The organism is Amycolatopsis sp. NPDC051372 (assembly GCF_040682095.1).
Taxonomy (GTDB): Bacteria; Actinomycetota; Actinomycetes; order Mycobacteriales; family Pseudonocardiaceae; genus Amycolatopsis.
Genome location: NZ_JBFBAF010000002.1, coordinates 356,160 through 381,512 on the forward strand (window position 1 = coordinate 356,160; position 25,353 = coordinate 381,512).

The window sequence follows — 25,353 nt, forward strand, 5'->3', positions numbered from 1 at the left end:
CGCTTCAGCGGTGCGTGAACTTCGGCGGCCTGCGGTTCAGGAACGCGTCGACGCCCTCCGCGTAGTCCTCGCCGTGCAGTGCGGCGAGGCGGATGGCGTCCACCTCGTCATCGGGCGTCTGCCGGCCCGCGACGATCTTCTCGATAATGCGGTTCATGCCACGGATCGAGGCCTGCGAGCGGGAGCAGAGGGTGTCCACGAAGGCCGCGGTGGCCGCGGCGAGGCCTTCGGCGGCGTGGAGATCGTTGACGAGGCCGATCTCGCGGGCGCGCACGGCGTCGATGAGCTCGCCGGACAGCAGGAGGTACCTGGCGTTCGCGGGGCCGACGAGGGAAACCAGCAGGCGCGTCGAGTCGAAGTGGAAGACGATGCCCAACTTGGCGGGTGTGATGCCGAAGCGCGCGTCTTCCGAGGCGAAGCGGAAGTCGCACGCCACGGACAGCTGGCAGCCGCCGCCGATGCAGTTGCCCTGGATCATGGCGACGGACGGTTTGCGCATCGAAGTCAGGGCGGCCACGGCGCCGTCGACGGCCTTGTCGTAGGTGGCTGCGCCGTCGGCGGTGGAACGCAGGTCGCGGAACTCGCTGATGTCGGCACCGGCCGAGAAGTGCTTGCCCGCGCCCGTGAGCACGAGGACCTTGAGCGCCGGGTCGGCCTCGACCTCAGCCACGACGTCCGGGATCGCCGACCACATGCCGTAGGTGATGGCGTTCATCTTCTCCGGCCGGGCGAACGTCAGCCGCGCGACTTCGCCGTCGCGCGTGAACTCGAATCCGTCGGTCATGCCAGCACCCTAGCGGGATCGCCCTGCGCGAAACCCGCGCCTGTGACCAGCTCCCCGCGCTAGCGTGGCGCCCATGGGGATGATCGAGGTCGACGGCGTGCGGTTCGGCTACGACGAGGCCGGAGAGGGCCCGCCCGTAGTGCTCCTGCACGCCGGGCTCGCCGACCGGCGCATGTGGGACCACCAGTTCGCGGCCTTGGCCGACCACCACCGCGTGATCCGCTACGACCGCCGCGGCCACGGCGACTCGCAGGCGGCCGAAGGCACCGTCTCCCACCACCGCGACCTGCTCGCGCTCATGTCCGCGCTCGGCATCGACCAGGCCGCGCTCGCCGGCTCGTCGATGGGCGGCGCGTACGCGCTCGACGCCGCGCTGGCTGCGCCCGAACGCGTCACTCGTGTCGCGCTCATCGGCGCCGGGTTGTCCGGGCACGAGTGGCCCGAGCCGATGGCGTCGGACAGCCGCGAAGCCATGCTCGCCGCGGTGCCGCTGGAGAAGCTCAAGCGCTACCTGGACCACACCGCCGAACGCATCGACGAGGCGGACGTCCGTGCCATCGCCGAGGCCAACGTCCGCTACCTCGTCGTCGGTCCACATCGGACACGATCAGACGTCGACCAAGGCTTCTACGCCCGGACCCTCGAAATGTGCGAGGGCGTCTACCGCCGCGAGTGGACCGATCCGAAGTGGACGGAGGACGTTCCCGACACCCGGCACCGCCTCGGCGAGATCACCGCACCCACGCTGGTGGTCATCGGCCGGGAAGACGGCTCAGGCCTGCTGGAGCTGGCCGACAAGTTCGAGCGGGAAATCCCCGGCGCAACCCGGCTCGACCTGGCCGACACCGGCCACCTGCCCCCGATGGAGCGCCCCGCCGAAATGACCGAGGCGCTCCGCTCGTGGTTCGAGGATCAGGAAGCCGATGTGACCCGGTAGACGTCGTACACGCCCTCGACACCCCGGACCACCTTCAGCACATGGCCGAGGTGCTTCGGGTCGCCCATCTCGAACGAGAACCGGCTCACGGCCACGCGGTCGCGCGAGGTCGTGACCGACGCCGAGAGGATGTTGACCTTCTCGTCGGCCAGCACCTTGGTCACGTCCGACAGCAGCCGGTGCCGGTCGAGCGCCTCGACCTGGATGGCGACCAGGAACACCGACGAGGACGACGGCGCCCACTCCACCTCGACCAGCCGCTCGGGCTGGGTACGCAGGTCGTCGGCGTTGGTGCAGTCGGTGCGGTGCACGCTCACGCCACCGCCGCGCGTGACGAACCCGAGGATCTCGTCGCCCGGCACCGGGGTGCAGCAACGGGCGAGCTTGGCCCACACGTCGCTGGCGCCCTTCACGATCACGCCGACGTCGTTGGACCCGCGCCGCCGCGTGACGGTGGACGGCGTGGCCCGCTCGGCGAGCTCCTCCTCCGCCTCGTCGACGCCGCCGATGAGCGCCACCAGCCGCTGCACCACGTGCTTCGCGCTGGTGTGGCCCTCCCCCACCGCCGCGTACAGCGAGGAGATGTCGCCATGGCGCAGCTCCTTGGCGACCGAGCCCATGGACTCCGCCGAGACGAGCCGCTGGATGGGCAGCCCGACCTTGCGGATCTCCTTGGTGATCGCCTCCTTGCCCGCGTCGATCGCCTCGTCGCGGCGCTCCTTCGCGAACCACTGGCGGATCTTCGCGCGCGCCTTCGGCGACCCGGCGAACTGCAGCCAGTCGCGGCTCGGGCCGGCGTTCTCCGCCTTCGAGGTGAAGATCTCGACGTTCTCGCCGTTCTCCAGCTTGCGCTCGAGAGCCACGAGACGGCCGTTCACGCGGGCGCCGATGCAGCGGTGGCCCACCTCGGTGTGCACGGCGTAGGCGAAGTCGACCGGCGTCGAGTCCGCCGGCAGCGTGATCACGTCGCCCTTCGGCGTGAACACGAAGATCTCGCGCGCGGCCAGCTCGTACCGCAGCGACTCGAGGAAGTCACCCGGGTCTGCGGCCTCGCGCTGCCAGTCGAGCAGCTGGCGCATCCACGCGATCTCGTCGACGTCCATCGAGTTGCCGCTGTGGGTGCCCTTGGTTTCCTTGTACCGCCAGTGCGCCGCGATGCCGTACTCGGCGGTCCGGTGCATCTCGTAGGTGCGGATCTGCACCTCGAGCGGCTTGCCGTCCGGCCCGATCACGGTGGTGTGCAGCGACTGGTACACGCCGAAGCGCGGCTGGGCGATGTAGTCCTTGAACCGCCCGGGCACCGGCTGCCACAGCGCGTGGACGACACCCATGGCGGCGTAGCAGTCGCGCACGTCCTCCACGAGGATCCGCACGCCCACCAGGTCGTGGATGTCGTCGAGGTCGCGCCCGCGCACGATCATCTTCTGGTGGATCGAGTAGTAGTGCTTCGGCCGGCCCTCGACCTTGGCGGTGATCCGCGACGACACGAGGTTGCTCGTGAGGTCGGCGATCACCTTGCGCAGGTACGTGTCGCGCGAGGGCGCGCGGTCGGCGACCAGGCGCACGATCTCGTCGTACTTCTTCGGCTGCAGGATCGCGAACGCGAGGTCTTCGAGCTCCCACTTGACCGTCGCCATGCCGAGGCGGTGGGCCAGCGGGGCGAGCACCTCCAGCGTCTCGCGGGCCTTGCGGGCCTGCTTCTCCGGCGGGAGGAAGCGCATGGTGCGCATGTTGTGCAGCCGGTCGGCCAGCTTGATGACCAGCACCCGCGGGTCCTTCGCCATGGCGATGACCATCTTGCGGATCGTCTCGGCCTCGGCCGACATGCCGAGCTTGACCTTGTCCAGCTTGGTGACGCCGTCGACGAGCTCGCCGACCTTGTCGCCGAAGTCGGCCTTCAGCTGGTCGAGCGAGAAGCCCGTGTCCTCCACGGTGTCGTGCAGCAGCGCCGCGACGAGCGTGGTGGTGTCCATGCCGAGCTCGGCGAGGATCGTGGCCACCGCGAGCGGGTGCGTGATGTACGGGTCGCCGGACTTGCGCCGCTGTTCGCGGTGCAGCTCCTCGGCGACGTCGTAGGCGCGCTGCAGCAGCGCGAGGTCCGCGTTGGGGTGCAGCTCACGGTGGATGACGGCGAGCGGTTCGAGCACCTGCTTCACGGGCGCGGCCCGCTGGGCCGTGATCCGGCGGGCCAGACGGGCCCGCACCCGGCGGGTCGCCGACGGGTTGGGCGCGGCCCCGTTCGCCTTCGGCGCCGGCACCGACTGCGCGCTACGCGCACCGGAGCCATCCTTCGCGGGCACCGGCTTGGCGGGCACCGCGGCGTCGAGCTCTTGGCTCACCCGCACCTCCTGCTGCTCGTGCGGCCTTCGAACCCTCAGGGTAGCCGTTCGACCGCGTGGCCACGCCGCCTACGTCCGATCGGCAGGCGGCGCGCCGCCGGGTACCGGCGGAGCCACAGCCTTTTCAACGCCGCGCGAGGACTCCGGCTTCCCGGCCGTTCGCGCTGGTGACGCGGGGTCAGACGACCTGCAGCGCCTCGACCCGGCGACCCGCCAGCACGCCACGCCCACCCAGCGCCGCGAGCTCCAGCACCACCGACACGCCGTCGACCACGGCGCCGGCGTTCTCGAGCAGCTTGGCCGTCGCGGCGACCGTGCCACCGGTGGCGAGGACGTCGTCGATCACGCCGACGCGCCGGCCGGGGTGCACAACGTCGGCCGGCAGTTCCACGCCGGCGGTGCCGTATTCGAGCGCGTAGTCGACCCGGCCGGCCACCGACGGCAGCTTGCCGGGCTTGCGGATGAGCACCACGCCGAGGCCGCGGGCGTACCCGACGGCCGCCGCGAGGAGGAACCCGCGGGCCTCGACGCCGGCCAGCAGCTCAACCCCGGGGCTGAGCGTGCCGGCCAGGGCGTCGACGACCGTGGCGAACCCGGGGCCGTCCGCGAAGAGCGGGCTCAGGTCGCGGAACAGCACGCCGGGCTCGGGAAAGTCCGGCACCTCGGCGATCAGGCCGAGGGCCTTCTCCAGCTCCATCCGGCTCAGCGCTTCCGCTTCGCCGACGACACGCCGCCACCGGTGCGGCGCGGCTTGTTCTGCGGGCGCGCCTTCGGGGTGCGGGCCGGAACGCCGGCCGCCGCGGCCATCGCCTTCTCCTTGCGGAGCTCGGCGGCCAGGGCGTCGTCGTCCGCCGCGTCGAAGTCCTCGCCCGCGGCTTCGCGAGCGGCAGCCTTGGCCCGGCGGGCCGCGACGCGCTGTGCCTGCTGCTGGTACTTCGGCTCACGCATCTTGAGGTCGACCAGCAGCGGCGTCGCGAGCGCGACCGACGACAGCACGCCGACCAGGGTGCCTGTGAGCTGCACGAGCGCCAGGTCCTGCAGCGTGCCCGAGCCGAGCAGGATGTACCCGACGATGAGCAGGCCGAGGATCGGCAGCAGCGCGATGAACGCCGTGTTGAACGACCGCATCAGCGTCTGGTTCAGCGCCAGGTTGGCTGCCTCGGCGTACGTGCGGCGGGTGAGGCCGAGCAGGCCGCGCGTGTTCTCGCGGACCTTGTCGAACACCACCACCGTGTCGTACAGCGAGAACCCGAGGATCGTGAGCAGGCCGATCACCGTCGCCGGCGTGACCTCGAAGCCGACGAGCGAGTACACGCCCGCCGTGACCACGATGTCGTGGATCAGCGAGATCAGCGCGGCCGCGGCCATCCGGGTGTCGAAGTAGATCGCCAGGAAGATCACCACGGCCACGAGGAAGACCGCGAGCGCGATCAGCGCCTGCCGCGAGATCTCGCCGCCCCACGACGCGCTCACCGCGCTGTCGCTGATGGCCTGCACACTCGGCTGGCCGTTGGTGCCCTCCGGCGCCAGGTCGGTGAACAGCTGCTGCTTCACCTTTGCGACCTGGTCGACCGGCAGCGCCTCCGAGCGGATCTGGATCGTCTTCGCGTTGCCGGTGCCGACGCTCTGCGTCTCCGCCGGCTGCTGGCCCAGCGCCTTGGTGAACGACTCGGTCACCTGCGACGTGGTGATCTCGCCGTGCGCACCGCGGGCCGGCAGCTGGATCTGCGTGCCGCCCTCGAACTCGATGCCGAAGTTGAAGCTGCGGATGAACATCGAGAGGATGCAGACGAGCACCAGCGCCGCGAAGAAGATGTACCAGCGCTTGCGCGCGCCGACGATGTCGAACGCGCCCGTGCCGACGTAGAGCCGGTGGAAGACGCTTTCCTTCTTGCCGGACGGGGTGGCCTTGCGGGCGCCCGACTCGGCGTCCGTGCCCAGGTCTTCGACGCCCACGTCAGGCCTCCTTCACGTTCGTGCGACCGACGGCGGTGCGGCCGGCCCGGCGTTCCGAGGCCAGCTGCTGGACGGCACCGAGGCCGAGGTTCCGGGGGTTGGACAGGAACGGGGACTTCGACGTGGACACCATCGCCACCACAGGGTGCGTGACGAGGTAGACCACCACGAGGTCCAGCACCGTCGACATGCCGAGGGTGAACGCGAAGCCCTGCACGTCGCCGACCGCGATCACGTACAGGATCGCCGCGGCGAGGAAGCTCACCGCGTCGGACGCCAGGATCGTGCGCCGGGCCCGGGCCCAGCCGCGCGGCACCGCCGAACGGAACGTGCGTCCTTCCCGGATCTCGTCCTTGAGCCGTTCGAAGTAGATGACGAACGAGTCCGCCGTGATGCCGATGGCGATGATCAACCCGGCGATGCCGGCGAGGTCGAGCGTGTACCCGATCCACCGGCCGAGCAGCACCAGCACCGCGTAGACCAGCAGGCCGGACAGCGCCAGCGACAGGATCGTGAGGATGCCGAGCAGGCGGTAGTAGATCAGGCAGTAGATGAAGACCACGATCAGGCCGATCGCGCCGGCCAGCAGGCCCGCCTGGAGCGAGGCCGAGCCGAGCGTCGCCGACACCGTGGTGGCGTCGGAGGAGTCGAACGACAGCGGCAGCGAGCCGTACTTCAGGACGTCGGCGAGGTTCTTCGCGGTCGCCTGCGTGAACTGCCCGGTGATCTGCGTGTTGCCGCCGAGGATGGCGCCCTGGATGGTCGGCGCCGACACGACCTGGGTGTCGAGCACGAACGCGGCCTGCTGGCCGACGTTGGCCGCGGTGAAGTCACCCCAGGTCTTGCTGCCGGTGCCGTTGAACGTCAGGTCGACGATCCACTGGCCGCGCTGCTGGTCGTAGCCCGAGTTCGCGCCGGAGATCTCGGTGCCGGGCAGGAACTGCGGGCCGAGCACGTACTTCGTCGCGTCCTGGTCACCACAGGCGACCAGCGGCTTGTCCGAGAGGTCGTTGCCCTCGAGCGGGTCGGCGACGTTCGGCGCGCAGGTGAGCGAAGCCAGCGCGGCTTGCTGTGCGGCCTGCGCCTTCGCCTGGTCGGTCGAGGCCAGGTCCGGGTTCTGCCGGATCGCCTGCGCCTGCTGGATCGGCGTCTTCGCCTGGTCGCCCGCGGCCGGCGGGGTGTTCGAGGCCGGCGGGGCCGACGGCGTGGTGCTCGGCGGCTGCTGGGCCGGGGCACCGGCCGCGCCACCGCCGCCGTTCGGCGTGCTCGAGGGCGCGCCCGTGGCGGAAGGCGGGGCCGAGGGGGCGCCGGAGGACGGCGGCGCCGACGGGGTGCCCGAAGCCGGCGGAGCCGCCGGGTTGCCCGAAGCGGGCGGCGCGGCCGGGGTGTTCGGCTGCGAGGTGATCACCTTGCGGAAGCCGAGCTTCGCGGTCTGGCCGAGGGACTTCGCCTGGTCACCCTGCGCGCCCGGGACCGTGATGACGACGTTGTTGCCGTCGAGCACGACCTCCGTGCCGGCGACACCGATGCCGTTCACACGGGTTTCGATGATCTGGCGCGCCTGGTTCAGCGAGTCTCGCGTGGGCTGGCCGCCGTCCGGCGTCCGCGCGGTGAGCGTGACCCGGGTGCCGCCCTGCAGGTCGATGCCGAGCTTCGGTGTGGGCTTGCCGCTGCCGGTGAAGAACACCAGGGCGTAGAGCACGACCACGATCAGGGCGAAGAAGGCGAGATAGCGTCCCGGGCGGAGATGCCCGGCCGATGGTGCCACGGTGCTTCGGTCTCCTCGGACTGGGTGGACCCCAACTGGTTCGGTGAGCGAGCCGGGACGGTGCTCCCGGCACGCTGCTGGGCATGACTATGGCGGCGGACACGCACGCAGCACCGAGACACTACTCGGTGCTGCGTGAGCCCTGCGTTCGCCCGTACCGACTTTCGTCGGCTACGCGCGTGTCACTGCCCGGGGAAGAAGCAGGTTACTTCTTGCCGTGCTCCAGCGGGGGCGCGATCTGCGCACCGGACTTCTGGCCGTCGTCCTCGATGGACTCCTGGGCGGGCGCCTCGGTGGTGGTGGAAGCGACGCCACCGGAGGTCTCCTCGACCTCGGCCGAGTCGGCTTCGACGTCGGTCTCGTCGGTCTCCACGGCCGGGTTGACCTTCTCGCGGACCGCGATGCGCAGCCACGTGGTGACGACGCCCGGGGCGATCTCGATGTCGATCGTGTCGTCGCCGGAAGCGTCGGCGACGGTGCCGTAGAGGCCCGAGGTGGTCATCACGCGGTCGCCGGGGGCGATGCTCTTCTGCAGGTCCTGCTGGGCTGCCTGCTGCTTCTTCTGCTTGCGGGTACCGAGGACGAGCGGCACGGCCACCACGACCAGCAGCAGCAACGGCAGCAGTAAGTTGTTCATGACTCTCCATTCGACGGACGTCACGTCGTCGGTGCTTACGTCCGGTTTTGACGGATGTGCTGTCTTCGAGTGTGCCAGGTGCTCGCGAATTCGCCAGCACCCACCGTCCGTTGCGCTCCCGCCGGCCGGTGTCCGACGTCCCCGTCAGCCCTGGTCGAACAACGAGGGACCGCCCTGGTCCGGCCGCCCTGCCTCAGGCGGCGGCACCAGGCCGAGGTGCTCCCACGCGGCCGCGGTCGCGACCCGGCCACGCGGAGTGCGGGCGAGCATACCCGCGCGGACCAGGTAGGGCTCGCACACCTCTTCCACCGTGGTCGCCTCCTCACCGACGGCGACGGCGAGCGTCGAGACGCCGACCGGTCCCCCGCCGAACGAGCGGGTCAGCGCACTGAGCACGGCCCGGTCCAGCCGGTCGAGGCCCAGTTCGTCCACGTCGTAGACCTTCAGCGCCGCACGGGCGACGTCCCTGGTCACGTTGCCGTCGGCGCGGACTTCGGCGTAGTCGCGGACTCGGCGCAGCAGGCGGTTCGCGATCCGGGGCGTACCGCGCGAGCGGCGGGCGATCTCCGAACAGCCGTCACGGTCGATGGGGATGTCGAGGATCGTCGCGGCGCGGCGCACGACGAGTTCCAATTCGGCGTCGGTGTAGAACTCCATCTGGCCGGTGAAGCCGAAGCGGTCACGCAGCGGCCCGGTGAGCGAGCCGGAGCGCGTGGTGGCCCCGACCAGCGTGAACGGCGCGATTTCGAGCGGGATGCTCGTGGCGCCGGGCCCCTTGCCGACCACGACGTCGACGCGGAAGTCCTCCATCGCGAGGTACAGCATCTCCTCGGCGGGCCGGGCGATGCGGTGGATCTCGTCGATGAACAGCACGTCGCCGGGCGCGAGGTTGGACAGCATCGCGGCCAGGTCGCCCGCGCGTTCCAGCGCCGGACCGGACGTGATGCGGATGGCCGCGCCGAGCTCGGCGGCCACGATCATCGCCATGCTCGTCTTGCCGAGGCCGGGCGGGCCGGACAGCAGCACGTGGTCGGGCGGCACCCCACGGCGGCGGGCGCTCTCGAGCACCAGCTCCAGCTGCTCGCGCACGCGGGGCTGGCCCACGAACTCGTCGAGCTTGCGCGGCCGCAAGGTCGTCTCGACCTCGCGCTCGCCGTTCTGTGAGAGAGCGGAGAGTGTCTCGTCGTCCGCTTCGAACTCCGTCACTTCGTGGTCCATCGGCTACCGCTTGCGCCCGAGGGTGGCCAGCGCCGAACGCAGCACCGTCGCGGTGGTGTGCCCGTCGCCTTCGGCCAGCACGCGGTCCACGGCCTGCTCGGCCTGCTTGGCCGGGAAACCCAGCCCTGCCAACGCTTCCACGACCTCGGCGCGCAGCGCGCCGGGCGCGGACACCGCCGGCACCTCGCCGGTGCCGGCGAGTGCGGTGACCTTGTCGCGCAGTTCGAGGCTGAGCCGTTCGGCGCCCTTGCGGCCGATGCCGGGCACCTGCGTGAGGACGGTGATGTTGCCTTCCACGAGCGCGGCGCGCAGCTTGTCGGGCTCCAGCACGGCGAGCGTGGCGAGCGCGAGCCGCGGGCCGATGCCCGACACGGTCTGCAGCAGGCCGAACAGCTCGCGCGCGTCTTCGTCGGCGAACCCGAACAGGGTCAGCGAGTCCTCGCGCACGACCAGCGCGGTGTGCAGCCGCACCTGCTCGCCGCGGCGCAGCGTCGCGAGCGTCGCCGGGGTGGCCTGCACGGCGAAGCCCACGCCGCCGACCTCGACCACGACGTGGTCCAGGCCGACGGACAGCACTTCACCGCGTACGGAGGAGATCATCGGGGTGCTCCAGTGTCGTCCAGCTTGCTCGGGATCCGGCGGGCCGTGCGCCGCACCGGGGTGCGGGTGGCGGCGCCCGCCTGTTTCGCGGCTGCCGCCAGCTTGGCCTTGTGCGCACGGGCCAGCTCGGCCGCGCGCGCCTCGGCCTCGGCGAGGCGAACGCGCATCGGCTCGCGCCAGAGGTGGCAGATGGCCAGCGCCAGCGCGTCGGCCGCGTCGGCGGGGTGCGGCTTCACCTCGAGGTTGAGCAAGCGCATCACCATACCGGTGACCTGCGCCTTGTCCGCGCGGCCCGACCCGGTGACCGCGGCCTTGACCTCGCTCGGGGTGTGGAACACGACCGGCAGCCCGCGCCGGGCCGCAGCCAGCGCGACGACGCCGCCCGCCTGCGCGGTGCCCATGGCCGTGCGGACGTTGTGCTGCGCGAACACGCGCTCGACGGCGATCGCCTCGGGCTTGTAGCGGTCCAGCCAGACCTCGACCTCGTCGGCGATGCCGAGGAGCCGGTGGGCGAGATCGTCCTCCGGTGGGGTGCGCACGACGCCGACGGCCACCGCGCGGACGACCCGGCCCTTGCCACCGTCGACCACGCCGAGACCGCACCTGGTCAGACCGGGGTCGACCCCGAGCACCCGCACACCTTCTCCTTCGCCCGCGCGAACATCCGTTCGAGATGCAGGCTACTGGGCGGGGGCCCGGCAGGATGGTCGCCATGCCGCAGCCACCGGAATTCATCCGCCACCTGGGTCTTTCGCCGCTGCCCGTCGAAGGCGGCCTCTTCGCGGAGAGCTGGCGTTCCGAAGAGGGGTCCGCGATCTACTACCTGCTGGTGGCGCCGCGGTTCTCGGCGCCGCACCGGCTGGATCGCGTCGAAATCTTCGTGCACCACGCCGGGGCGCCCGCGCGAATGCTGCTCCTGCATTCGGACGGCACGGTGACGCGGCCGGTGCTGGGCACCGACGTCGCCGCGGGTGAACGGCCGCAGGTCGTGGTGCCCGCCGGGACGTGGCAGGCGACGGTACCGCTGGGCGAGTGGTCGCTGCTCGGCACCGTGGTGGTGCCGCCCTACACCGACGACTGCGTGGAGTTCGCCGACGTCGAGACGCTCGCCGCCCGGTTTCCCGCCGCAGGGGCGGATCTCAGGGCCTTGCCGCGGTGATCAGCGCCCGTCGAGGCAGCTCCCGTCGAGGATCAGCAGCCGGTGATCAGGGGCCGGTGATCAGGGGCCGTCGACGCCCGGAGTCCAGCTCTCGGGCACACCGCTTTCGGTGAGCACCGGCTGCCACTCGGCGAAGCCTTCGGGAGCCGTGTCCTGCCAGGGGAAGTGCCCGTCGGCCGTGGCGACGACGACCTGCAGCGCCGGGAAGTCGCCGTCGGGGTAGACGAGGAACGCCGAGCCGAAGTACTCCGGGTAGTGGCCCTTGGCGACGCGTTCGAAAACGACGGCGCTGCCCTGGAAGAAGTCGTCGTAGCGTTTGCCGACCTCGAAGATCTCGCCGTTGGCCGCGCGGTCGACGTACGCGTCGAGCAGGATCGGGCCCAGGTCGCCCGGCAGGCCGACGACCACGACCTCCGGCACGTTGTGCAGCGCCCACGCGCAGGCGGTGAAGCAGAAGCCGGCGCCCTGATCGTCCTGCGGGACCGCGATGACCGCGTTGCCCCGTTCTTTCGCCTGGGACTCGATCCAGTCGATCAGGCGCTGCTCTTCGGCGGTGAGGGCTGAGGTCGTCACGGCGGCCATTGTGCCGGAAGCACGCGGCTGAGCCCAGTACCGGCACGGGGCAATTTCCGACCGTTTTCCCGGACGCCGCAAGGGATCCGGCTACTCGCGAGTTCGCCGGTGATCAGTCGGCCCCGGCCGGGCGCGGGTGGTCCGTGCCCGACCGGGGCCGGTCGAGAAGTGATCAAGCCGCTCTCCGCGACGCCGGAAACGGCGTCACAGCGGCGAAATCGACCGTCAGTCGACCGACGCCATGACCTCGTCGGACACATCGAAGTTGGCGTAGACGTTCTGCACGTCGTCGCAGTCCTCGAGCGCGTCGATCAGCTTGAAGACCTTCTTCGCGCCGTCGACGTCCAGCGGCACCGAGACCGTCGGGAGGAACGTGAGCTCCGCCGACTCGTACTCGAACCCGGCCTCCTGCAGCGCCTTGCGCACCGGCACCAGGTCGCCGCCCTCGGAGACGATCTCGAAGCTCTCGTCGAGGTCGTTGACCTCTTCGGCGCCCGCGTCGAGCACGGCCATGAGCACGTCGTCCTCGTTCACCTCGCCCTTGGGCATGATCACGACGCCCTTGCGGTTGAACATGTAGGCGACGGAGCCCGGGTCGGCCAGCGAGCCGTTGTTGCGCGTGAGCGCGGTCCGGACCTCCATGGCGGCGCGGTTCTTGTTGTCGGTGAGGCACTCGATCAGCACCGCCACGCCGTTGGGCCCGTAGCCCTCGTACGTGATGTTCTGCCAGTCGGCGCCACCGGCCTCTTCACCGGCGCCGCGCTTGCGCGCGCGCTCGATGTTGTCCTGCGGGACCGAGTTCTTCTTCGCCTTCTGGATGGCGTCGTAGAGGGTGGGGTTGCCGTCGGGGTCCCCACCGCCGGTGCCGGTCCGGGCGGCCACCTCGATGTTCTTGATCAGCCGGGCGAAGAGCTTGCCACGCTTCGCGTCGAGGTTGGCCTTCTTGTGCTTCGTCGTGGCCCACTTGGAGTGGCCGCTCATCTTTCCTCCATTTGTTCCGCGTACCCCCGACTCGCGTCGCGCGCCGCAATCCCTGCTCAGGCTTCTCGCACGAGCTCGACGAACAACCGGTGCACCCGCTCGTCCCCGGTGATCTCCGGGTGGAACGCCGTGGCCAGCACCGACCCCTGCCGGACGGCGACGATCCTAGCCCCGGGCTCACCGACCACGGGGTCTTCGGGCACCGAGTCTCCCGGCACGAGCGCTGCCGGCACGGTGGCCAGCACCTCGACGCCGGCCCCCGCCTTCTCGACCCACGGGGCCCGGATGAAGACCGCGTGCACAGGCCCGCCTTCGACACGCGCGAAGTCGAGGTCCACCTCGAACGAGTTGACCTGCCTGCCGAACGCGTTGCGCCGGACGACCACGTCGAGCCCGCCGAGCTGCTGCTGGTCCGGGCGCCCGTCGAGCGCCTGGCGCGCCAGCAGGATCAACCCGGCGCACGAGCCGAAGGCGGGCATCCCGTCCGCGATCCGCGCCCGCAGCGGCTCGAGCAGCTCGAAGCTCTCCAGCAGCCGCGACATGGTGGTGGACTCCCCGCCGGGGAGCACCAGGCCGTCCACTTCGGACAGTTCGGCCTCGCGGCGCACGGGCACGGCGTGCGCGCCCGCGCGCTCCAGCATCGCGACGTGCTCGCGCACGGCGCCTTGCAGGGCGAGCACGCCGACCGTCGGCCGTGCTCCCGAAGCTGTCGCCACCCGACCTCCCGAAAGACGTTCTGCTCAGCTTAGGGGGACGCCTCGCGGGCCTTCCGGCCAGGTCAGCGGGCGGTCGACCGGCTGTCACCCACCCGAGGGACCGGGCCGGCCGCCGGACTCCGGCGCCGGCGAGTGGCCTTCCCGAAACGTCGCCGAGTGGCCACCTCGAGGGGGATCTTGCCGGAGCTCACGACGCCCACTGGCCGGACAGCACCGGGAATCCGCGAAGCGACCCCCATCCGTACCGCCAGGATACCCCGTCGACACCGGCGCAGGTCAGCGTCGATCCGGCCGCACGTGACGCGGCCGACACCACCCCGTGGCGACCGGATCCGCAGGTGGTGGCCCCTCGAAAAGTGGACTGCCGAGATAGCCGCGCACTGGCCTGGTTCACCGGTCCACCACGCCCCTACGCTCGAAGGCGCAGGAGTCCGTCCCGAGAAAGGCCCCGAGGTGTCCGAGCAGCAGACCACCCCCGAACCCCAGTCCGTCACCGGCACCGCCAAGGTCAAGCGCGGCATGGCGGAGATGCTCAAGGGCGGCGTGATCATGGATGTGGTCACCGCCGAGCAGGCGAAGATCGCCGAGGACGCCGGCGCGGTCGCGGTCATGGCGCTCGAGCGCGTGCCCGCCGACATCCGCGCCCAGGGCGGCGTCGCGCGCATGAGCGACCCGGACCTGATCGACGGCATCATCGAGACAGTCTCGATCCCGGTCATGGCGAAGGCCCGCATCGGCCACTTCGTCGAGGCGCAGGTGCTGCAGTCGCTCGGCGTCGACTACGTCGACGAGTCCGAGGTGCTCACGCCCGCCGACTACGCCAACCACATCGACAAGTGGGCCTTCACCGTCCCCTTCGTCTGTGGCGCGACCAACCTGGGCGAGGCGCTGCGCCGGATCACCGAGGGCGCGGCAATGATCCGGTCCAAGGGCGAGGCCGGCACCGGTGACGTCTCCAACGCCACGACCCACATGCGCCAGATCCGCGCCGAGATCCGCAAGCTGTCGTCGCTGCCCGAGGACGAGCTGTTCGTGGCGGCGAAGGAGCTGCAGGCACCGTACGAGCTGGTCAAGGAGGTCGCGCAGAACGGCAAGCTGCCGGTGGTGCTCTTCACCGCGGGCGGCATCGCGACCCCGGCCGACGCGGCGATGATGATGCAGCTCGGCGCCGAGGGTGTGTTCGTGGGCTCGGGCATCTTCAAGTCCGGCAACCCCGCGCAGCGCGCCGAGGCCATCGTCAAGGCGACGACGTTCTACGACGACCCCGACGTGCTGGCCAAGGTCTCGCGCGGCCTCGGCGAGGCGATGGTGGGCATCAACGTCGAGGAGCTGCCGGAGCCGCACCGGCTCGCCGAGCGCGGCTGGTAAGCCCCGCGTTTTTCACCGCCGGTTTTTCACGAGTACTCCGAGATCTCCACCCCGAACGTGCCGGGCTCCAGCGCCTCGAAGATGTGCGGCACGTCCCCGGGGTAGCAGATGTAGTCGCCGGGCAGCAGCTCGACCGGGTCGTCGCGCACGCCGACGCGGGCCCGTCCGGCGCAGATCACGATGTGCTCGACCACGCCGTTCATGTGCGGGTCCGACCTGCGCGGAGTGCCCGGCTCCGCGCGGATCACATACAGGTCCCGGCGCGCCGAGGGCGGGCACGCGGACAGCAGCGTGCACGCGTAGTCGGCGTGCTCGGCGAACACCGTCGGCCCCTTGCCCGCGCGGATCACGCGGACCTGGGGCCGTTCGGGTTCCACGAGCCGGGAGAACGGCACGTCGAGGGCCACGCCGAGGGCCCACAGCGTCTCCACGCTCGGGTTGCCCGAGCCGGATTCCAGTTGCGACAACGTCGACTTCGCCAGGCCGGCGCGGCGCGCGACCTCGGTGAGCGACAGGCCCGCACGGGTGCGCTCGCGGCGCAGCGACGCGGCGATGATCTCCAGCGGCGCGCCGGTGGTCTCCTGCGACATCTGTGTTCGCTCCATCAGTCTTTCCGTTCGCCTTGACGAACACCCGGTCTTGTGTTCAGCATAAAGCACTATGCGTTCGATTTGGCGAACACTCGACCGGGAGCTGACCCGGGACATCGCGCTCGTCTGCGTGGCCGACGGCCTCGTGGGCGTCTCCTACGGCGCCATCGCGGTGAGCTCGGGCTTCCCGCTGTGGGCTCCGATGCTGCTGTCGCTGCTGGTCTTCGCGGGCGCGTCGCAGTTCATGCTGGTGGGCATCATCGCCGGTGGCGGCAACCCGCTGGCCGCCGTGGTCGCGGGCCTCCTGGTGAACGCGCGGCACCTGCCGTTCGGCTTCGCGATCGGCGACGTCTTCGGCTCGAAGTGGGCCGCCCGCATCGCCGGCAGCCACCTGATGATCGACGAGTCGGTGGCCTTCGCCCTGGCCCAGCACGATTCCGCGCGCCGCCGCGCCGCCTACTGGGCTTGCGGCGCGGGCCTGTTCGTCGCGTGGAACGCCGGCTGCGTCGCGGGCGCCTTCGCCGGTACCGGGATCAGCGACACCGCCGCGTTCGGCCTGGACGCCGCGTTCCCGGCCGTGCTGCTGGCCCTCGTGCTGCCGTCGTTGCGCGACCGCGCAACCCGGCTGCCCGTCGCCGTGGGCGTGGTGGTCGCCCTGGTGGCGACCCCGTTCCTGCCCGCGGGTCTCCCGGTGCTGCTGGCGCTGGCCGGCGTGCTCGTCGGCGTCGCGGCCAAGGAACCGAAGACGCTGGAAGGAGCCCACTGATGGACGGCGTCGAGCTCCTGATCGCCACCGTGGTCCTCGCGGCAGGCACGTTCACCTTCCGCTTCGCGGGGCCGGTGCTGCGCACGCGCGTGCGCCTCTCCCCTCGCGCCCAGCGGCTCATGGCTCTGTCGGCGGTCGTCCTGCTGGCCGCATTGGTCGCGACAAGCGCACTGACGGAGGGGCATGCGTTCGCCGGCATCGCCCGGCCGGCGGGGGTGCTGGTCGGCGGTGTGTTGGCGTGGCGCAAAGCCCCGTTCGTGGCCGTGGTCGTGGCCGCCGCGGCGACGGCGGCGCTGCTGCGGCTGGCCGGAGTCCCCTGACACTCAGTCGTCGGCCGCGGTCACCACGGCGTCGGCGGCGACCGTACGGGAGTGGACGCCGTCGGGGGCCGTGGCGACCAGGCCGGCGGTGCGCAGGAGCTGGAGGTGTTTCGCGACAACGCCCTGCTTCAGACCCGCGCGGCGCGCCAGCTCGCCGACGTCCGCCGGCGTGGTCAGAGAAGTGAGGAGCGAGCTGCGGCTGCGGCCGAGCACCCCGCGCAGGGCCGCCGACGACGAGGTACCGCCGGTTTCCCACAGGCCGGCGACGCCGCGGGCCGGGTAGCGCAGCACGGGCTGCCGGCCCGCGTGGGTCCGGGAGATCACGCGCGGCCAGACGAACACCGACGGCGCCAGCACGAGCCCGTGGCCGTGCGGCGCCCCCGTGCCGGGGACGTGGCGCTGCGCGACGATCAGCGCGCCCTCGGCCCAGTGGACGGCGGGCGCCAGGTCGCGGAACAGGTCCTCCGCCACACCGGCGGCGAGCAGGCGCGAACGGTGCAGCACGTCGCCTTCCAGCAGCGCCCGCATGCGCGGCCACGCCGGCGCCAGCGCCACCGCCCAGTACCGCTCCATCAGCCCCGCGAGCCGGTCGAGCCCCGCCTCCGGATCGCGGTGCAAGCGGGTCAGCGCGGCCGAGCGCGGCGGGTCCATCGCCTCCAGCTCGCGCCGCACCGCGCGCGGGGCGACGTCGCGCAGGTCCGCGAGCTCGTCGGCCAGCTGCGGCACGGGCGAAGCCGGCGTGGGCGTGAGGAACCGCGGCACCGAGCGGCCGGCGACGAGATCGGCGAGCGGCGTGACGTCGATCCCCGCGTCGGCCAGCGCGCCGGACGCCTTGCGCACCCACGGCAGGTGCAGCGCGTGCTCCCCCGGACCGGCCAGCACCCGGACGCTCGCCACGATTTCCCACAACGGGGAGAACGCGAGCCTCGTTCGCGCCAATTCGTCCGCCGACCACGCCAGCTCCAGCACTTTCCTCCTCCTCGAAAACGGGAATCGGAGAAGTGTAAAATAATCCGTTGTGGACAGTTAGGCCGGGGTTACCCCTTGCGGGAAGGCGAACACGCGGTCCGGGTCGTAGCGGCGCGCGAGGGCGCGCAGCCGGGGCAGGTTTCCGCCGTAATAGGCCTGACCCCAGTCGGGCATTTCCGGATCGAGGTAGTTGACGTAGCCGGTTGTGCCGAATTCCGGCCCGAGCCCGTCGCGAATTCGCCCGATCGCGCGCCTTGCCGCGGTTTCGGTCGCGTGCTCCAGCCCGTGGGTGAACTGGAAGCTCGCAAGCGCCCGGCGGTACGGGAAAGCCGAGTCGCCGCGCGCGATCGCGCCGCCGCCACCGTCCACGATCGTGTAAGAATCCGGGTCCTCGCTCAGCAGCTCGAGCACCGCAGCCGGATCCTTCGCCGGGCGCATCAGCATCCGCGAGGTCGCCACGTACGCCGCGGTCCCGATCTTGCCGGTACCGCCGCCCCAGCCGGGGCCGCACGCCGAACCCGCGAGGTCCGTGCAGCCGGCGAAGTACCGCATCGCGCCGAGGAAATCGGTCTCCGGCTTCTCACGCTTCAGCGGCGCCGCGCCCACCCGGCGGACGAAGTCGTCGAGGATCGGCTTCAGCCGGCTGCGCGGACCTGCGAAGCAGCCGCCGAAGTTCGCCGCCGTGGCGCCGAGCCCGAGGTCGGACCAGAGCTCGTCGGGCATCCGCGGCTGCCAGTCCTGCCACTCGGCGAACAGCGTCGCGGCCGCCTCGGGCGGGAACTGCAGGCCGAACGACGTGAGGTCCGGCGCCTCGACGGTCCGGAAGGTGAACGACGTGACGATGCCGAAGTTGCCGCCCCCGCCGCCGCGCAACGCCCAGAACAAGTCCGCGTGCTGGTGCGCCGACACCGTGCGCGCCACGCCGTCCGCCGTCACGACCCGCGCCGACTCGAGCTGGTCGCACGTGAGCCCGAGCTTGCGGCCCAGCACGCCGACTCCCCCGCCGAGCGTCAGCCCGGCGATGCCGACGGTCGGGCACGTGCCCGCCGCCAGCGCCCGCCCGGCGGAACCGAGCGCCTGGTACACCGGCCCCAGCCGCGCGCCCGCACCCACCACGGCCCGTCCGTGGTCGAGGACCCGGATCCCGTCGAGCCGCCCCACGTCCACCACCAGGCCACCGTCCACAGTGGAGTACCCGACGTAGCTGTGCCCGCCCGAGCGCGCGGCCACCGGGATGCCGTGCCGGGCGGCGAAGTCCACGCACGCCTGCACGTCGGCCTCGCTCACACAGCCGGCGATCGCCGCCGGGTGGTGGTCGTACATCGTGAAATAGCCGTGGCGAGCGGCCTCGTACCCCGCGTCGCCGAGCACCAACAACGCCCCCGAAAGCCGCCGCCGAAGGACCGCCCACCGGTCCGGCGCCGTGTCCGGAGTGGTGGCCCCCAGGCCCGCCGCCACCGGTACCGCCGCCCCGGACACCCACAGGAACGTGCGCCTGCTGATCGTCATCCCGCTCCCCCTAACCCGGCCCGAGGCGGGAACCCAGCGGGGAGCAAACGCGTGGTCCCCCCGGCCCTGCCTTGCCCTGCCCAGGGTAGCGGGTGTGTGATCGAGGACACATCGCGTACACCAGCCGTTCGCCGAGGAGTCGCCATGGCCGACAAACAGAGCAGGAGTACCGACACCGGGGCCGCCGTCGCTGTGGCCGACCCCGCCCGGGTGCGCAACGTGGTGCTGGTGGGGCCCTCGGGCTCCGGGAAGACCACGCTCACCGAGGCGTTGCTCGCGGCGTCGGGCACCGTCTCGCGCGCCGGTTCGGTCGTCGAGGGCACGACGGTGTGCGACCACGACCCGGCCGCCGTGCGCCAGCAGCGTTCCGTCGGGCTGTCGGTGGCGCCGGTGCTGCACCAGGGCCACAAGATCAACCTGATCGACACGCCGGGGTACGCCGATTTCGTCGGCGAGCTGCGGGCCGGGCTGCGCGCCGCCGACGCCGCACTGTTCGTGGTGTGCGCGGCCGAAGGCGTAGACGCCGCGACGGTCGCCGTATGGGAGGAGTGCGCATCGGTCGGGATGCCCCGGGCCGTGATCGTCTCCCGTCTGGACCACCACCGGGCCGACGCGCTCGCGGAGATCGCCGCCTGCCAGGCCGCGTTCGGCGCGGGCGTGCTGCCGCTCTACCTGCCGGCCCGCGACGGGCTGGTCGGCCTCATCACCCAGCGCTACTTCGACTACTCGGCCGGCTACCCGCCGCGGATCGGCGAGCCCGACCCGGCCGACCTCGCCGGGCTTGAAGACGCCCGCAACGCGCTCATCGAGGGCATCATCGCCGAGAGCGAGGACGAGACCCTCATGGAGCGCTACCTCGGCGGCGAGGAGATCTCCGAGGACACGCTCATCGCCGATCTCGAGACGGCGGTGGCGCGCGGGTCGTTCCACCCCGTCATCCCCGTGTGCGCCACCAGCGGCATCGGGCTCGCTGAGGTGCTCGACGGGATCGTGCGCGCGTTCCCGTCACCGCTGGAGCACGTCGTGCCGGGCGTCACGACCCCCGACGGCGGCCCGCACGGCGACCTGACGGCCGACCCCGCCGGACCGCTCGCCGCGGAGGTCGTGCGCACGGCCGTGGACTCTTACGTCGGACGCGTGTCGCTCGTCCGGGTGTTCTCGGGGACGCTGCGGCCGGAGAACGCGGTGCACGTGTCCGGCCACGGCCTCGCCGAGCGCGGGCACGAGGACCACGACGCCGACGAACGCGTGGCACACCTGTACTCGCCGCTCGGCTCCGCGCTGCGCGAAGTCCCCTACTGCGTGGCGGGCGATCTGTGCGCGCTGACCAAGGTGGGCTCGGCGGAAACGGGCGACACCGTCTCGTCGCCGAACGACCCGCTGGTGATGAAACCCTGGCGCATGCCCGAGCCACTCCTGCCGGTCGCCATCATCGCGAAGACCCGCAGCGACGAGGACACGCTCTCGCGCAACCTGTCGCGCCTCGTGGCCGGCGACCCGACGCTGCGGCTCGACCGCAACGCCGAGACCGGTCAGCTCGTGCTCTGGTGCATGGGCGAGGCGCACGCCGACGTCGTCCTGTCCCGGCTGCGCGCCGGCGGAGCCGACGTGGACACCGAGCCGGTGCGCATCAGCCTGCGCGCCACGTTCGGCAAACCCGCCCGCGGCCACGGCCGCCACGTGAAGCAGTCCGGCGGCCACGGCCAGTTCGCCGTGTGTGACCTCGAAGTGGAACCGTTGCCGCGCGGCAGCGGGTTCGAGTTCGTGGACAAGGTCGTCGGCGGCTCGGTGCCGCACCAGTTCATCCCGAGCGTGGAGAAGGGCGTCCGCGCGCAGCTCAAGCGCGGGCTCGTGGACCGGCACCCGGTCGTCGACGTGCGCGTGACGCTCGTCGACGGCAAAGCCCACAGCGTCGACTCCTCGGACGCGGCGTTCCAGACCGCCGGCGCGCTCGCCCTGCGGGAAGCCGCGGCCGCCAGCCGGATCACGTTGCTGGAACCCCTGGACAGCGTCGCCGTCACGCTCCCGGACGAACACCTGGGCACCGTCCTCGGCGACCTGTCGTCCCGCCGCGGGCGGGTCCTCGGCACCGAGTCGGGCGAGGGCGGCCGGACGGTCATCAACGCCGAGGTGCCCGCCGCGGAACTCCTGCGGTACGCGATCGACCTGCGCTCGCTGACGTCGGGCACGGCCACGTTCACCCGCGTCCACGCCCGGTTCGAGCCGCTGCCGGAGGGGGCGATGCCTCTGTGAGCCCGGTGCTCGCGCAGGTCAGAACTCGAAGCCGCCCGGCTTGTCGTTGCGGTCGGCGATGAGGCCGGCGAGCACGGCGATGGCGATCTCGGCCGGCTTGCGCGAGCCGATGTTCAGCCCCACCGGGCGGTGCACCCGCGCGATGTCCGGCGCCGGCACGCCCAGAGCCGTGAGCGCGGACACGTGCGGCCCTTCGTGACGCGGGTTGCCCAGCACGCCGACCCAGCGGGCGTCCTCCGCGAGCGCGTCGCGCAACACCGGGCCCAGCTCGGTGCGGTGGTGGTCGGTCACCACGACGTCAGCGGTCTTGTCGAGCGCCGGCATCGCGGTGCGGATGTCGCACGCGGACCGCACATCGGTGGCGCGCGCGGCGTCCGGCTCGAACAGCACGGTGTGGTAGCCCAGGTCGGCGGCGTAGCTCAGCAGGTACCGGGCCACCGGCGACGCGAACACGGCGACCAGGGTCCGCGCGTCGGGGTTCGCTTCGGGAGCGCCGTGGGCGACGGCGCAGGCATCCGGTTCGGCGGTCATGCGCCTCAGTGTGCCACCGTCGCCCGCAATTCCGGTCACACGTCGGGTTCGGCGAACTCGAAGTACTCCGGCAGCGGCGCCGTCCCGGCGAGCTTGAAGTACCGCACTTTCCGCCGGCGCCGCAGGGCGAGCGTGTCGCGCACGGCGTCGTTGTGCACGCGGCGCGCGATGACCACGCGGTGCTCGGCGTCGGTGAGCTCCTCGGCCAGCACCGGCGGCAGCGCCGTCCGGTCGATGGCTCCGAGGCGCAGGGTCAGCTCGTTTTCGTCGGCCTCGCGTTCGGCGCGGGACGCGCGTTCGGCCCGCTCGGCCGCGGCGTGCAGACCGGGGCCGGTGCCGTCCAGCAGGGCCGCGACGGCCCGGGCGACCACCGCGCGCCGCGCCAGCGCCGCGTCGAGCGCGGCCCAGCCGGCGTCCGTGCGCACATGGAGGCGGTCGAGGCGATTGGCCGTCGCGACGAGGAAAAGCCCGCCCAGCACCACGATCGCGGCCAGCACGGGGATCAGCCACGCGAGCCAGGTCACCGCGCGAACTCCCGCTCCCCCGCGACGACCAGCCTCGGGTCGGCGGCGATCGCGGTCTCGTACACGCGCAGCACCTGGGTGACGACGACCGACCAGTCGTACGCCGTCACGCGCTCCCCCGCCGCGGCGGCCAGGGACGCGCGCCGGGCCGGGTCGCCGAGCAGCTCGCGCAGGCCGTCGGCGAGCGCGCCGGCGTCGCCGGTCGTCGCGAGCTGCCCGGCCTTGCCGTCGTCGAGCACGCGGCGGAACGAGTCGAGCCCGCTGGCCAGCACGGGCGTGCCCGAGGCCATGGCCTCGGTGAGGATCATGCCGAAGCTCTCGCCGCCGGTGTTCGGCGCGCAGTACACGTCGACGCTGCGCAGCGCCCGCGCCTTCGTGGCGTCGTCGACCTGGCCGAGCAGCTCGACGTGCGGCCACAGCTCGGGGCCGGCCATGCGCCGGAGCTGGTCCGGGTCGCCGCGGCCGACCACGAGCAGCCGCAGGTCCTCGAACTCCGGCAGCAGCCGGCGCGACGCCTCCAGCAGCACGTCCATGCCCTTGCGCGGCTCGGTGAACCGGCCGACGAACCCGACCGTGCCGCCCGCGCGCGGGTAGCCGTCGAGCGGCGTGGCGCGGCCGAAGAACTCGGCGTCGACGCCATTGGGGATCTCGACCGCGTCGCCTCCGGCGTGCTCGACCTGCACCCGGCGGGCGAGCGCCGACACCGCGATACGTGCGGTGATCTTCTCCAGCAACGGCCGGAGCACGGGCTGGAACGCCGCCAGCGTGCGCGAGCGCGTGGTCGCCGTGTGGAAGGTGGCGACGATCGGCCCGTCGGCCACCTTCAGGGCGAGCAGCGACAGGCTGGGCGCAGCCGGTTCGTGCAGGTGCAGCACGTCGAACCCGTTGTCGCGAATCCAGCGCCGCACCCGCGAGTAGGAGACCGGCCCGAACTGCAGCCGCGCGACCGAGCCGTTGTACGGGATGCCGAGCGCCTTGCCCGCGGGGTGCACGAAGTCCGGCAGCACGGCGTCCTCGTCGGCGGGCGCCAGCACGGACACCTGGTGCCCCCGCGCGATGAGCGCCCGCGCGAGGTCGATCACGTGCCCCTGCACCCCGCCCGGTACGTCGAACGAGTAGGGGCACACGATCCCGATCTTCAGCCCGCCCGCCATCGCGTCAGCCCACTTCTTCGAGGCTGGCGCGCTCGGCGGCCTGGAGGTCGGCGAGCCAGATCTTCTGCAGCATGTGCCAGTCGGCCGGGTGCGCCGCGATGTCGCCGGCGAACGCGTCGGCCAGCGCCTGCGTGGCCGCGGGCACCTCGGCGCGGGCGGTCACGCGGATGCGCGGGTGCACGCGTACCTGCCAGCCGTCTTCGCTGAACCACGAGCCGGCGGGCAACAGCGCGGCCCCGGTGGTGGCCGCGAGCCGCGCCGGGCCCGCGGGCATGTGCGTGCGCTCCCCGAAGAACCGCACCGGGACACCGCTCGTGGTGAGGTCGCGGTCGCCGACCAGGCACACGACCTTGTTCTCCCGCAGGCGTTTCAGCAACAAGCGCATCGCCGCGCTGTCGCCGGTGAGCGGCACGATCTCGAACCCGAGCGACTCGCGGTAGGCCACGAACCGGTTGAACAGCGACTCGGGCTTGAGCCGTTCGACGACCGTGGTGAACCCGCCGAGCCGATCGGCCAGCCACACCCCGATCGCGTCCCAGTTTCCGCTGTGCGGCAGCGCGATCACCGCGCCGTTGCCCTCGGCGAGGGCGGCGTCGATGTTCTCGACACCCGTGATCGCGGCGCCGACCTTGGAGATCACCTCGGCGCGGTCCATCGACGGCAGCCGGAACGTCTCGTACCAGTACCGCGCGTACGACCGCATGGCCCGGCGGACGAGCTCGTCGAGCTCCGTCTCGTCGGCCTGCGGCACGACCCGCGCGAGGTTGGCGCGCAGCTGGCGCACGCCCCCGCCGCCGCGGCGGGTGGCGAGGTCGGCGCCGAGGGCGAACACCGTCGTCCCCATCGGCTCGGGCATCCGGCGGGCGAGCTGCCAGCCCGCCGTGTAGCCGAACTCGCCGAGCCGCTGGGACAGCGCGCTCACGGCTGCGCCCCACCTTTCTGCACTTCTCCGGTCGTGGCCTGCTCGGCAGCGGTAGCGGCTTGCTCGGCCGACCTGGCTTGCTCGGCTTTCGCGGTTTGCTGGGCTCCCGCGGCTTGCCGGGCTTGCTCGGCTCTCGTGGCTTCCGCGGCCTGCTGGGCTTGCGCGGCCACGGCTCGCGCGGCCTTCGCGACGGCGGCACCGCGCTGCAGCAGCGTGATCACCGACAGCACGGCGAGCAGCCAGAGCGTGATCTCCACGGTGTAGGGCACACCGAGGCCGTGCAGGCCGGTGCCGACGAGCGCGATGATCAGCCGCTCGGCTCGCTCGACGAGGCCGCCGTCGGCTTCGAGGCCCGACGCGTCGGCGCGGGCCTTCACGTAGGAGATGACCTGGGCGAGCACCAGGCAGATCAGGGCGGCCGCGGCCGCGCGGTTGTTGTGGTCGACCACGAAGCACCACCACGCGATGGCGGCGAACAGCGCGCCGTCCACCAAGCGGTCGCACGTCGCGTCGAGGACGGCTCCGAACGGGGTGCCGTAACCGCGGGCCCTGGCCATCGCGCCGTCGAGGAGGTCCAGCATGGCGAACCCCCACACGGTGAAGGTTCCCCACAGCAGGAGCCCCTGCGGGAAGAAGACCAGCGCGCACGCCACGGCACCCGCGGTGCCGATCACGGTCATCGCGTTCGGAGTCAATCCGGCACGGACCAGCGTCCGACCGATCGGATCGGTGACGCGGGAGACTGAGGCACGGGCGAAAATGTTGAGCATCTCGTCGTC

General features: G+C 71.9%; 25 protein-coding genes and 1 pseudogene. 6 read left to right on the plus strand and 20 right to left on the minus strand.

The features are described 5' to 3' along the window. Window positions 1-4: 4 nt before the first annotated feature. Window positions 5-784 (minus strand): enoyl-CoA hydratase-related protein, encoded by a 780-nt coding sequence (locus AB0M56_RS05415; RefSeq protein ID WP_364171314.1) that lies wholly within the window; start codon window positions 782-784, stop codon window positions 5-7. Between the two features lie 73 nt (window positions 785-857). Between AB0M56_RS05415 and AB0M56_RS05420 the strand changes: the two genes are divergently transcribed. Further along, a complete protein-coding gene (locus tag AB0M56_RS05420; protein ID WP_364171316.1) occupies window positions 858-1,721 on the plus strand; it encodes an alpha/beta fold hydrolase in 864 nt (287 codons plus the stop codon). Here the strand turns inward: AB0M56_RS05420 and AB0M56_RS05425 are convergent. From AB0M56_RS05425 to ruvC, 8 genes are all read right to left on the minus strand, one after another. Then, window positions 1,697-4,060, minus strand: a complete 2,364-nt coding sequence (locus AB0M56_RS05425; protein ID WP_364171317.1) for a bifunctional (p)ppGpp synthetase/guanosine-3',5'-bis(diphosphate) 3'-pyrophosphohydrolase — start codon at window positions 4,058-4,060, stop codon at window positions 1,697-1,699. The two genes, AB0M56_RS05420 and AB0M56_RS05425, sit on opposite strands and share 25 nt — an antisense overlap. 178 nt (window positions 4,061-4,238) lie before the next feature. Further along, a complete protein-coding gene (locus AB0M56_RS05430; RefSeq protein WP_364171319.1) occupies window positions 4,239-4,757 on the minus strand; it encodes an adenine phosphoribosyltransferase in 519 nt (172 codons plus the stop codon). 5 nt (window positions 4,758-4,762) lie between these two features. Further along, window positions 4,763-6,016 carry a protein translocase subunit SecF gene (gene secF / locus AB0M56_RS05435; RefSeq protein ID WP_364171321.1) on the minus strand — a complete coding sequence of 418 codons (1,254 nt, stop codon included), beginning with the start codon at window positions 6,014-6,016 and terminating at the stop codon, window positions 4,763-4,765. 1 nt (window position 6,017) lies between these two features. Next, a complete protein-coding gene (secD, locus tag AB0M56_RS05440; protein ID WP_364171323.1) occupies window positions 6,018-7,784 on the minus strand; it encodes a protein translocase subunit SecD in 1,767 nt (588 codons plus the stop codon). Between the two features lie 205 nt (window positions 7,785-7,989). Then, complete coding sequence (yajC, locus tag AB0M56_RS05445; protein WP_364171325.1) at window positions 7,990-8,421, minus strand: preprotein translocase subunit YajC; 432 nt, start codon at window positions 8,419-8,421, stop codon at window positions 7,990-7,992. A 144-nt stretch (window positions 8,422-8,565) separates the two neighbouring features. After that, complete coding sequence (gene ruvB, locus AB0M56_RS05450) at window positions 8,566-9,639, minus strand: Holliday junction branch migration DNA helicase RuvB (protein ID WP_364171327.1); 1,074 nt, start codon at window positions 9,637-9,639, stop codon at window positions 8,566-8,568. A gap of 3 nt (window positions 9,640-9,642) precedes the next feature. Further along, entirely contained in the window at window positions 9,643-10,239 is a 597-nt protein-coding gene (gene ruvA, locus AB0M56_RS05455; RefSeq protein WP_364171329.1) for a Holliday junction branch migration protein RuvA, read from the minus strand. After that, on the minus strand, window positions 10,236-10,877 hold the full coding sequence (gene ruvC, locus AB0M56_RS05460; RefSeq protein WP_364171331.1) for a crossover junction endodeoxyribonuclease RuvC: 642 nt from the start codon (window positions 10,875-10,877) through the stop codon (window positions 10,236-10,238). The genes ruvA and ruvC overlap by 4 nt, the downstream gene beginning before the upstream one ends. A gap of 74 nt (window positions 10,878-10,951) precedes the next feature. On the opposite strand from ruvC, the gene AB0M56_RS05465 reads away from it, so the two are divergent. Then, window positions 10,952-11,398: a cupin domain-containing protein gene (locus AB0M56_RS05465; RefSeq protein ID WP_364171333.1), complete on the plus strand. Its 447-nt coding sequence runs from the start codon at window positions 10,952-10,954 to the stop codon at window positions 11,396-11,398. Between the two features lie 60 nt (window positions 11,399-11,458). Here AB0M56_RS05465 and AB0M56_RS05470 read toward each other — a convergent pair whose 3' ends face one another. From AB0M56_RS05470 to pdxT, 3 genes are all read right to left on the minus strand, one after another. Next, window positions 11,459-11,980, minus strand: coding sequence for a DUF4262 domain-containing protein (locus AB0M56_RS05470; protein ID WP_364171335.1), 522 nt, complete (start codon window positions 11,978-11,980; stop codon window positions 11,459-11,461). Between the two features lie 216 nt (window positions 11,981-12,196). Then, window positions 12,197-12,952, minus strand: coding sequence for a YebC/PmpR family DNA-binding transcriptional regulator (locus tag AB0M56_RS05475; protein WP_364171337.1), 756 nt, complete (start codon window positions 12,950-12,952; stop codon window positions 12,197-12,199). A 56-nt stretch (window positions 12,953-13,008) separates the two neighbouring features. After that, a complete protein-coding gene (gene pdxT, locus AB0M56_RS05480; protein ID WP_364171339.1) occupies window positions 13,009-13,668 on the minus strand; it encodes a pyridoxal 5'-phosphate synthase glutaminase subunit PdxT in 660 nt (219 codons plus the stop codon). Window positions 13,669-14,121: 453 nt separating this feature from the next. Here pdxT and pdxS point away from each other — a divergent pair, with 453 nt between their 5' ends. Then, window positions 14,122-15,036 carry a pyridoxal 5'-phosphate synthase lyase subunit PdxS gene (gene pdxS / locus AB0M56_RS05485; RefSeq protein ID WP_364171341.1) on the plus strand — a complete coding sequence of 305 codons (915 nt, stop codon included), beginning with the start codon at window positions 14,122-14,124 and terminating at the stop codon, window positions 15,034-15,036. A 26-nt stretch (window positions 15,037-15,062) separates the two neighbouring features. Here pdxS and AB0M56_RS05490 read toward each other — a convergent pair whose 3' ends face one another. Then, window positions 15,063-15,626: an XRE family transcriptional regulator gene (locus tag AB0M56_RS05490; protein ID WP_364171390.1), complete on the minus strand. Its 564-nt coding sequence runs from the start codon at window positions 15,624-15,626 to the stop codon at window positions 15,063-15,065. A gap of 70 nt (window positions 15,627-15,696) precedes the next feature. Between AB0M56_RS05490 and AB0M56_RS05495 the strand changes: the two genes are divergently transcribed. Together AB0M56_RS05495 and AB0M56_RS05500 are read left to right on the plus strand one after the other, a co-directional pair. Then, complete coding sequence (locus AB0M56_RS05495; protein ID WP_364171343.1) at window positions 15,697-16,392, plus strand: AzlC family ABC transporter permease; 696 nt, start codon at window positions 15,697-15,699, stop codon at window positions 16,390-16,392. Further along, window positions 16,392-16,712: an AzlD domain-containing protein gene (locus AB0M56_RS05500; protein ID WP_364171345.1), complete on the plus strand. Its 321-nt coding sequence runs from the start codon at window positions 16,392-16,394 to the stop codon at window positions 16,710-16,712. The genes AB0M56_RS05495 and AB0M56_RS05500 overlap by 1 nt, the downstream gene beginning before the upstream one ends. A 3-nt stretch (window positions 16,713-16,715) precedes the next feature. On the opposite strand, the gene AB0M56_RS05505 is transcribed toward AB0M56_RS05500, so the two are convergent. After that, window positions 16,716-17,681 (minus strand): DUF5937 family protein, encoded by a 966-nt coding sequence (locus tag AB0M56_RS05505; protein WP_364171347.1) that lies wholly within the window; start codon window positions 17,679-17,681, stop codon window positions 16,716-16,718. Between the two features lie 57 nt (window positions 17,682-17,738). Continuing rightward, window positions 17,739-19,190, minus strand: a complete 1,452-nt coding sequence (locus AB0M56_RS05510; protein WP_364171349.1) for an FAD-binding oxidoreductase — start codon at window positions 19,188-19,190, stop codon at window positions 17,739-17,741. A 144-nt stretch (window positions 19,191-19,334) separates the two neighbouring features. Between AB0M56_RS05510 and AB0M56_RS05515 the strand changes: the two genes are divergently transcribed. Further along, the gene (locus tag AB0M56_RS05515) at window positions 19,335-21,443 is read left to right on the plus strand and encodes an elongation factor G-like protein EF-G2 (protein WP_364171351.1); all 2,109 of its coding nucleotides are present in this window, start codon (window positions 19,335-19,337) and stop codon (window positions 21,441-21,443) included. A gap of 18 nt (window positions 21,444-21,461) precedes the next feature. Here the strand turns inward: AB0M56_RS05515 and AB0M56_RS05520 are convergent, their stop codons facing one another. The 5 genes and pseudogenes from AB0M56_RS05520 to pgsA all read right to left on the minus strand — a co-directional run. Next, the gene (locus AB0M56_RS05520) at window positions 21,462-21,974 is read right to left on the minus strand and encodes an XdhC family protein (protein ID WP_364171353.1); all 513 of its coding nucleotides are present in this window, start codon (window positions 21,972-21,974) and stop codon (window positions 21,462-21,464) included. Window positions 21,975-22,009: 35 nt separating this feature from the next. Then, window positions 22,010-22,498, minus strand: coding sequence for an NUDIX hydrolase (locus tag AB0M56_RS05525; protein ID WP_364171354.1), 489 nt, complete (start codon window positions 22,496-22,498; stop codon window positions 22,010-22,012). Then, window positions 22,495-23,640 (minus strand): glycosyltransferase family 4 protein, encoded by a 1,146-nt coding sequence (locus tag AB0M56_RS05530; RefSeq protein WP_364171392.1) that lies wholly within the window; start codon window positions 23,638-23,640, stop codon window positions 22,495-22,497. Before AB0M56_RS05530 ends, AB0M56_RS05525 begins: the two co-directional genes overlap by 4 nt. Window positions 23,641-23,656: 16 nt before the next feature. After that, window positions 23,657-24,574, minus strand: a complete 918-nt coding sequence (locus tag AB0M56_RS05535; protein ID WP_364171356.1) for a phosphatidylinositol mannoside acyltransferase — start codon at window positions 24,572-24,574, stop codon at window positions 23,657-23,659. 170 nt (window positions 24,575-24,744) lie between these two features. Continuing rightward, a pseudogene (gene pgsA / locus AB0M56_RS05540) lies at window positions 24,745-25,344 on the minus strand (phosphatidylinositol phosphate synthase); the annotation flags it as partial. Between the last annotated feature and the right edge of the window lie 9 nt (window positions 25,345-25,353).

Excerpts from the sequence above, each read along its gene's own strand:
- AB0M56_RS05415 (WP_364171314.1), bottom strand. The coding sequence starts at position 784 with ATGACCGACGGATTCGAGTTCACGCGCGACGGCGAAGTCGCGCGGCTG.
- AB0M56_RS05420 (WP_364171316.1), top strand. The coding sequence starts at position 858 with ATGGGGATGATCGAGGTCGACGGCGTGCGGTTCGGCTACGACGAGGCC.
- AB0M56_RS05430 (WP_364171319.1), bottom strand. The coding sequence starts at position 4,757 with ATGGAGCTGGAGAAGGCCCTCGGCCTGATCGCCGAGGTGCCGGACTTT.
- yajC (WP_364171325.1), bottom strand. The coding sequence starts at position 8,421 with ATGAACAACTTACTGCTGCCGTTGCTGCTGCTGGTCGTGGTGGCCGTG.
- ruvB (WP_364171327.1), bottom strand. The coding sequence starts at position 9,639 with ATGGACCACGAAGTGACGGAGTTCGAAGCGGACGACGAGACACTCTCC.
- ruvA (WP_364171329.1), bottom strand. The coding sequence starts at position 10,239 with ATGATCTCCTCCGTACGCGGTGAAGTGCTGTCCGTCGGCCTGGACCAC.
- AB0M56_RS05465 (WP_364171333.1), top strand. The coding sequence starts at position 10,952 with ATGCCGCAGCCACCGGAATTCATCCGCCACCTGGGTCTTTCGCCGCTG.
- AB0M56_RS05470 (WP_364171335.1), bottom strand. The coding sequence starts at position 11,980 with ATGGCCGCCGTGACGACCTCAGCCCTCACCGCCGAAGAGCAGCGCCTG.
- AB0M56_RS05475 (WP_364171337.1), bottom strand. The coding sequence starts at position 12,952 with ATGAGCGGCCACTCCAAGTGGGCCACGACGAAGCACAAGAAGGCCAAC.
- AB0M56_RS05490 (WP_364171390.1), bottom strand. The coding sequence starts at position 15,626 with ATGTCGCAGGAGACCACCGGCGCGCCGCTGGAGATCATCGCCGCGTCG.
- AB0M56_RS05495 (WP_364171343.1), top strand. The coding sequence starts at position 15,697 with ATGCGTTCGATTTGGCGAACACTCGACCGGGAGCTGACCCGGGACATC.
- AB0M56_RS05500 (WP_364171345.1), top strand. The coding sequence starts at position 16,392 with ATGGACGGCGTCGAGCTCCTGATCGCCACCGTGGTCCTCGCGGCAGGC.
- AB0M56_RS05510 (WP_364171349.1), bottom strand. The coding sequence starts at position 19,190 with ATGACGATCAGCAGGCGCACGTTCCTGTGGGTGTCCGGGGCGGCGGTA.
- AB0M56_RS05515 (WP_364171351.1), top strand. The coding sequence starts at position 19,335 with ATGGCCGACAAACAGAGCAGGAGTACCGACACCGGGGCCGCCGTCGCT.
- AB0M56_RS05520 (WP_364171353.1), bottom strand. The coding sequence starts at position 21,974 with ATGACCGCCGAACCGGATGCCTGCGCCGTCGCCCACGGCGCTCCCGAA.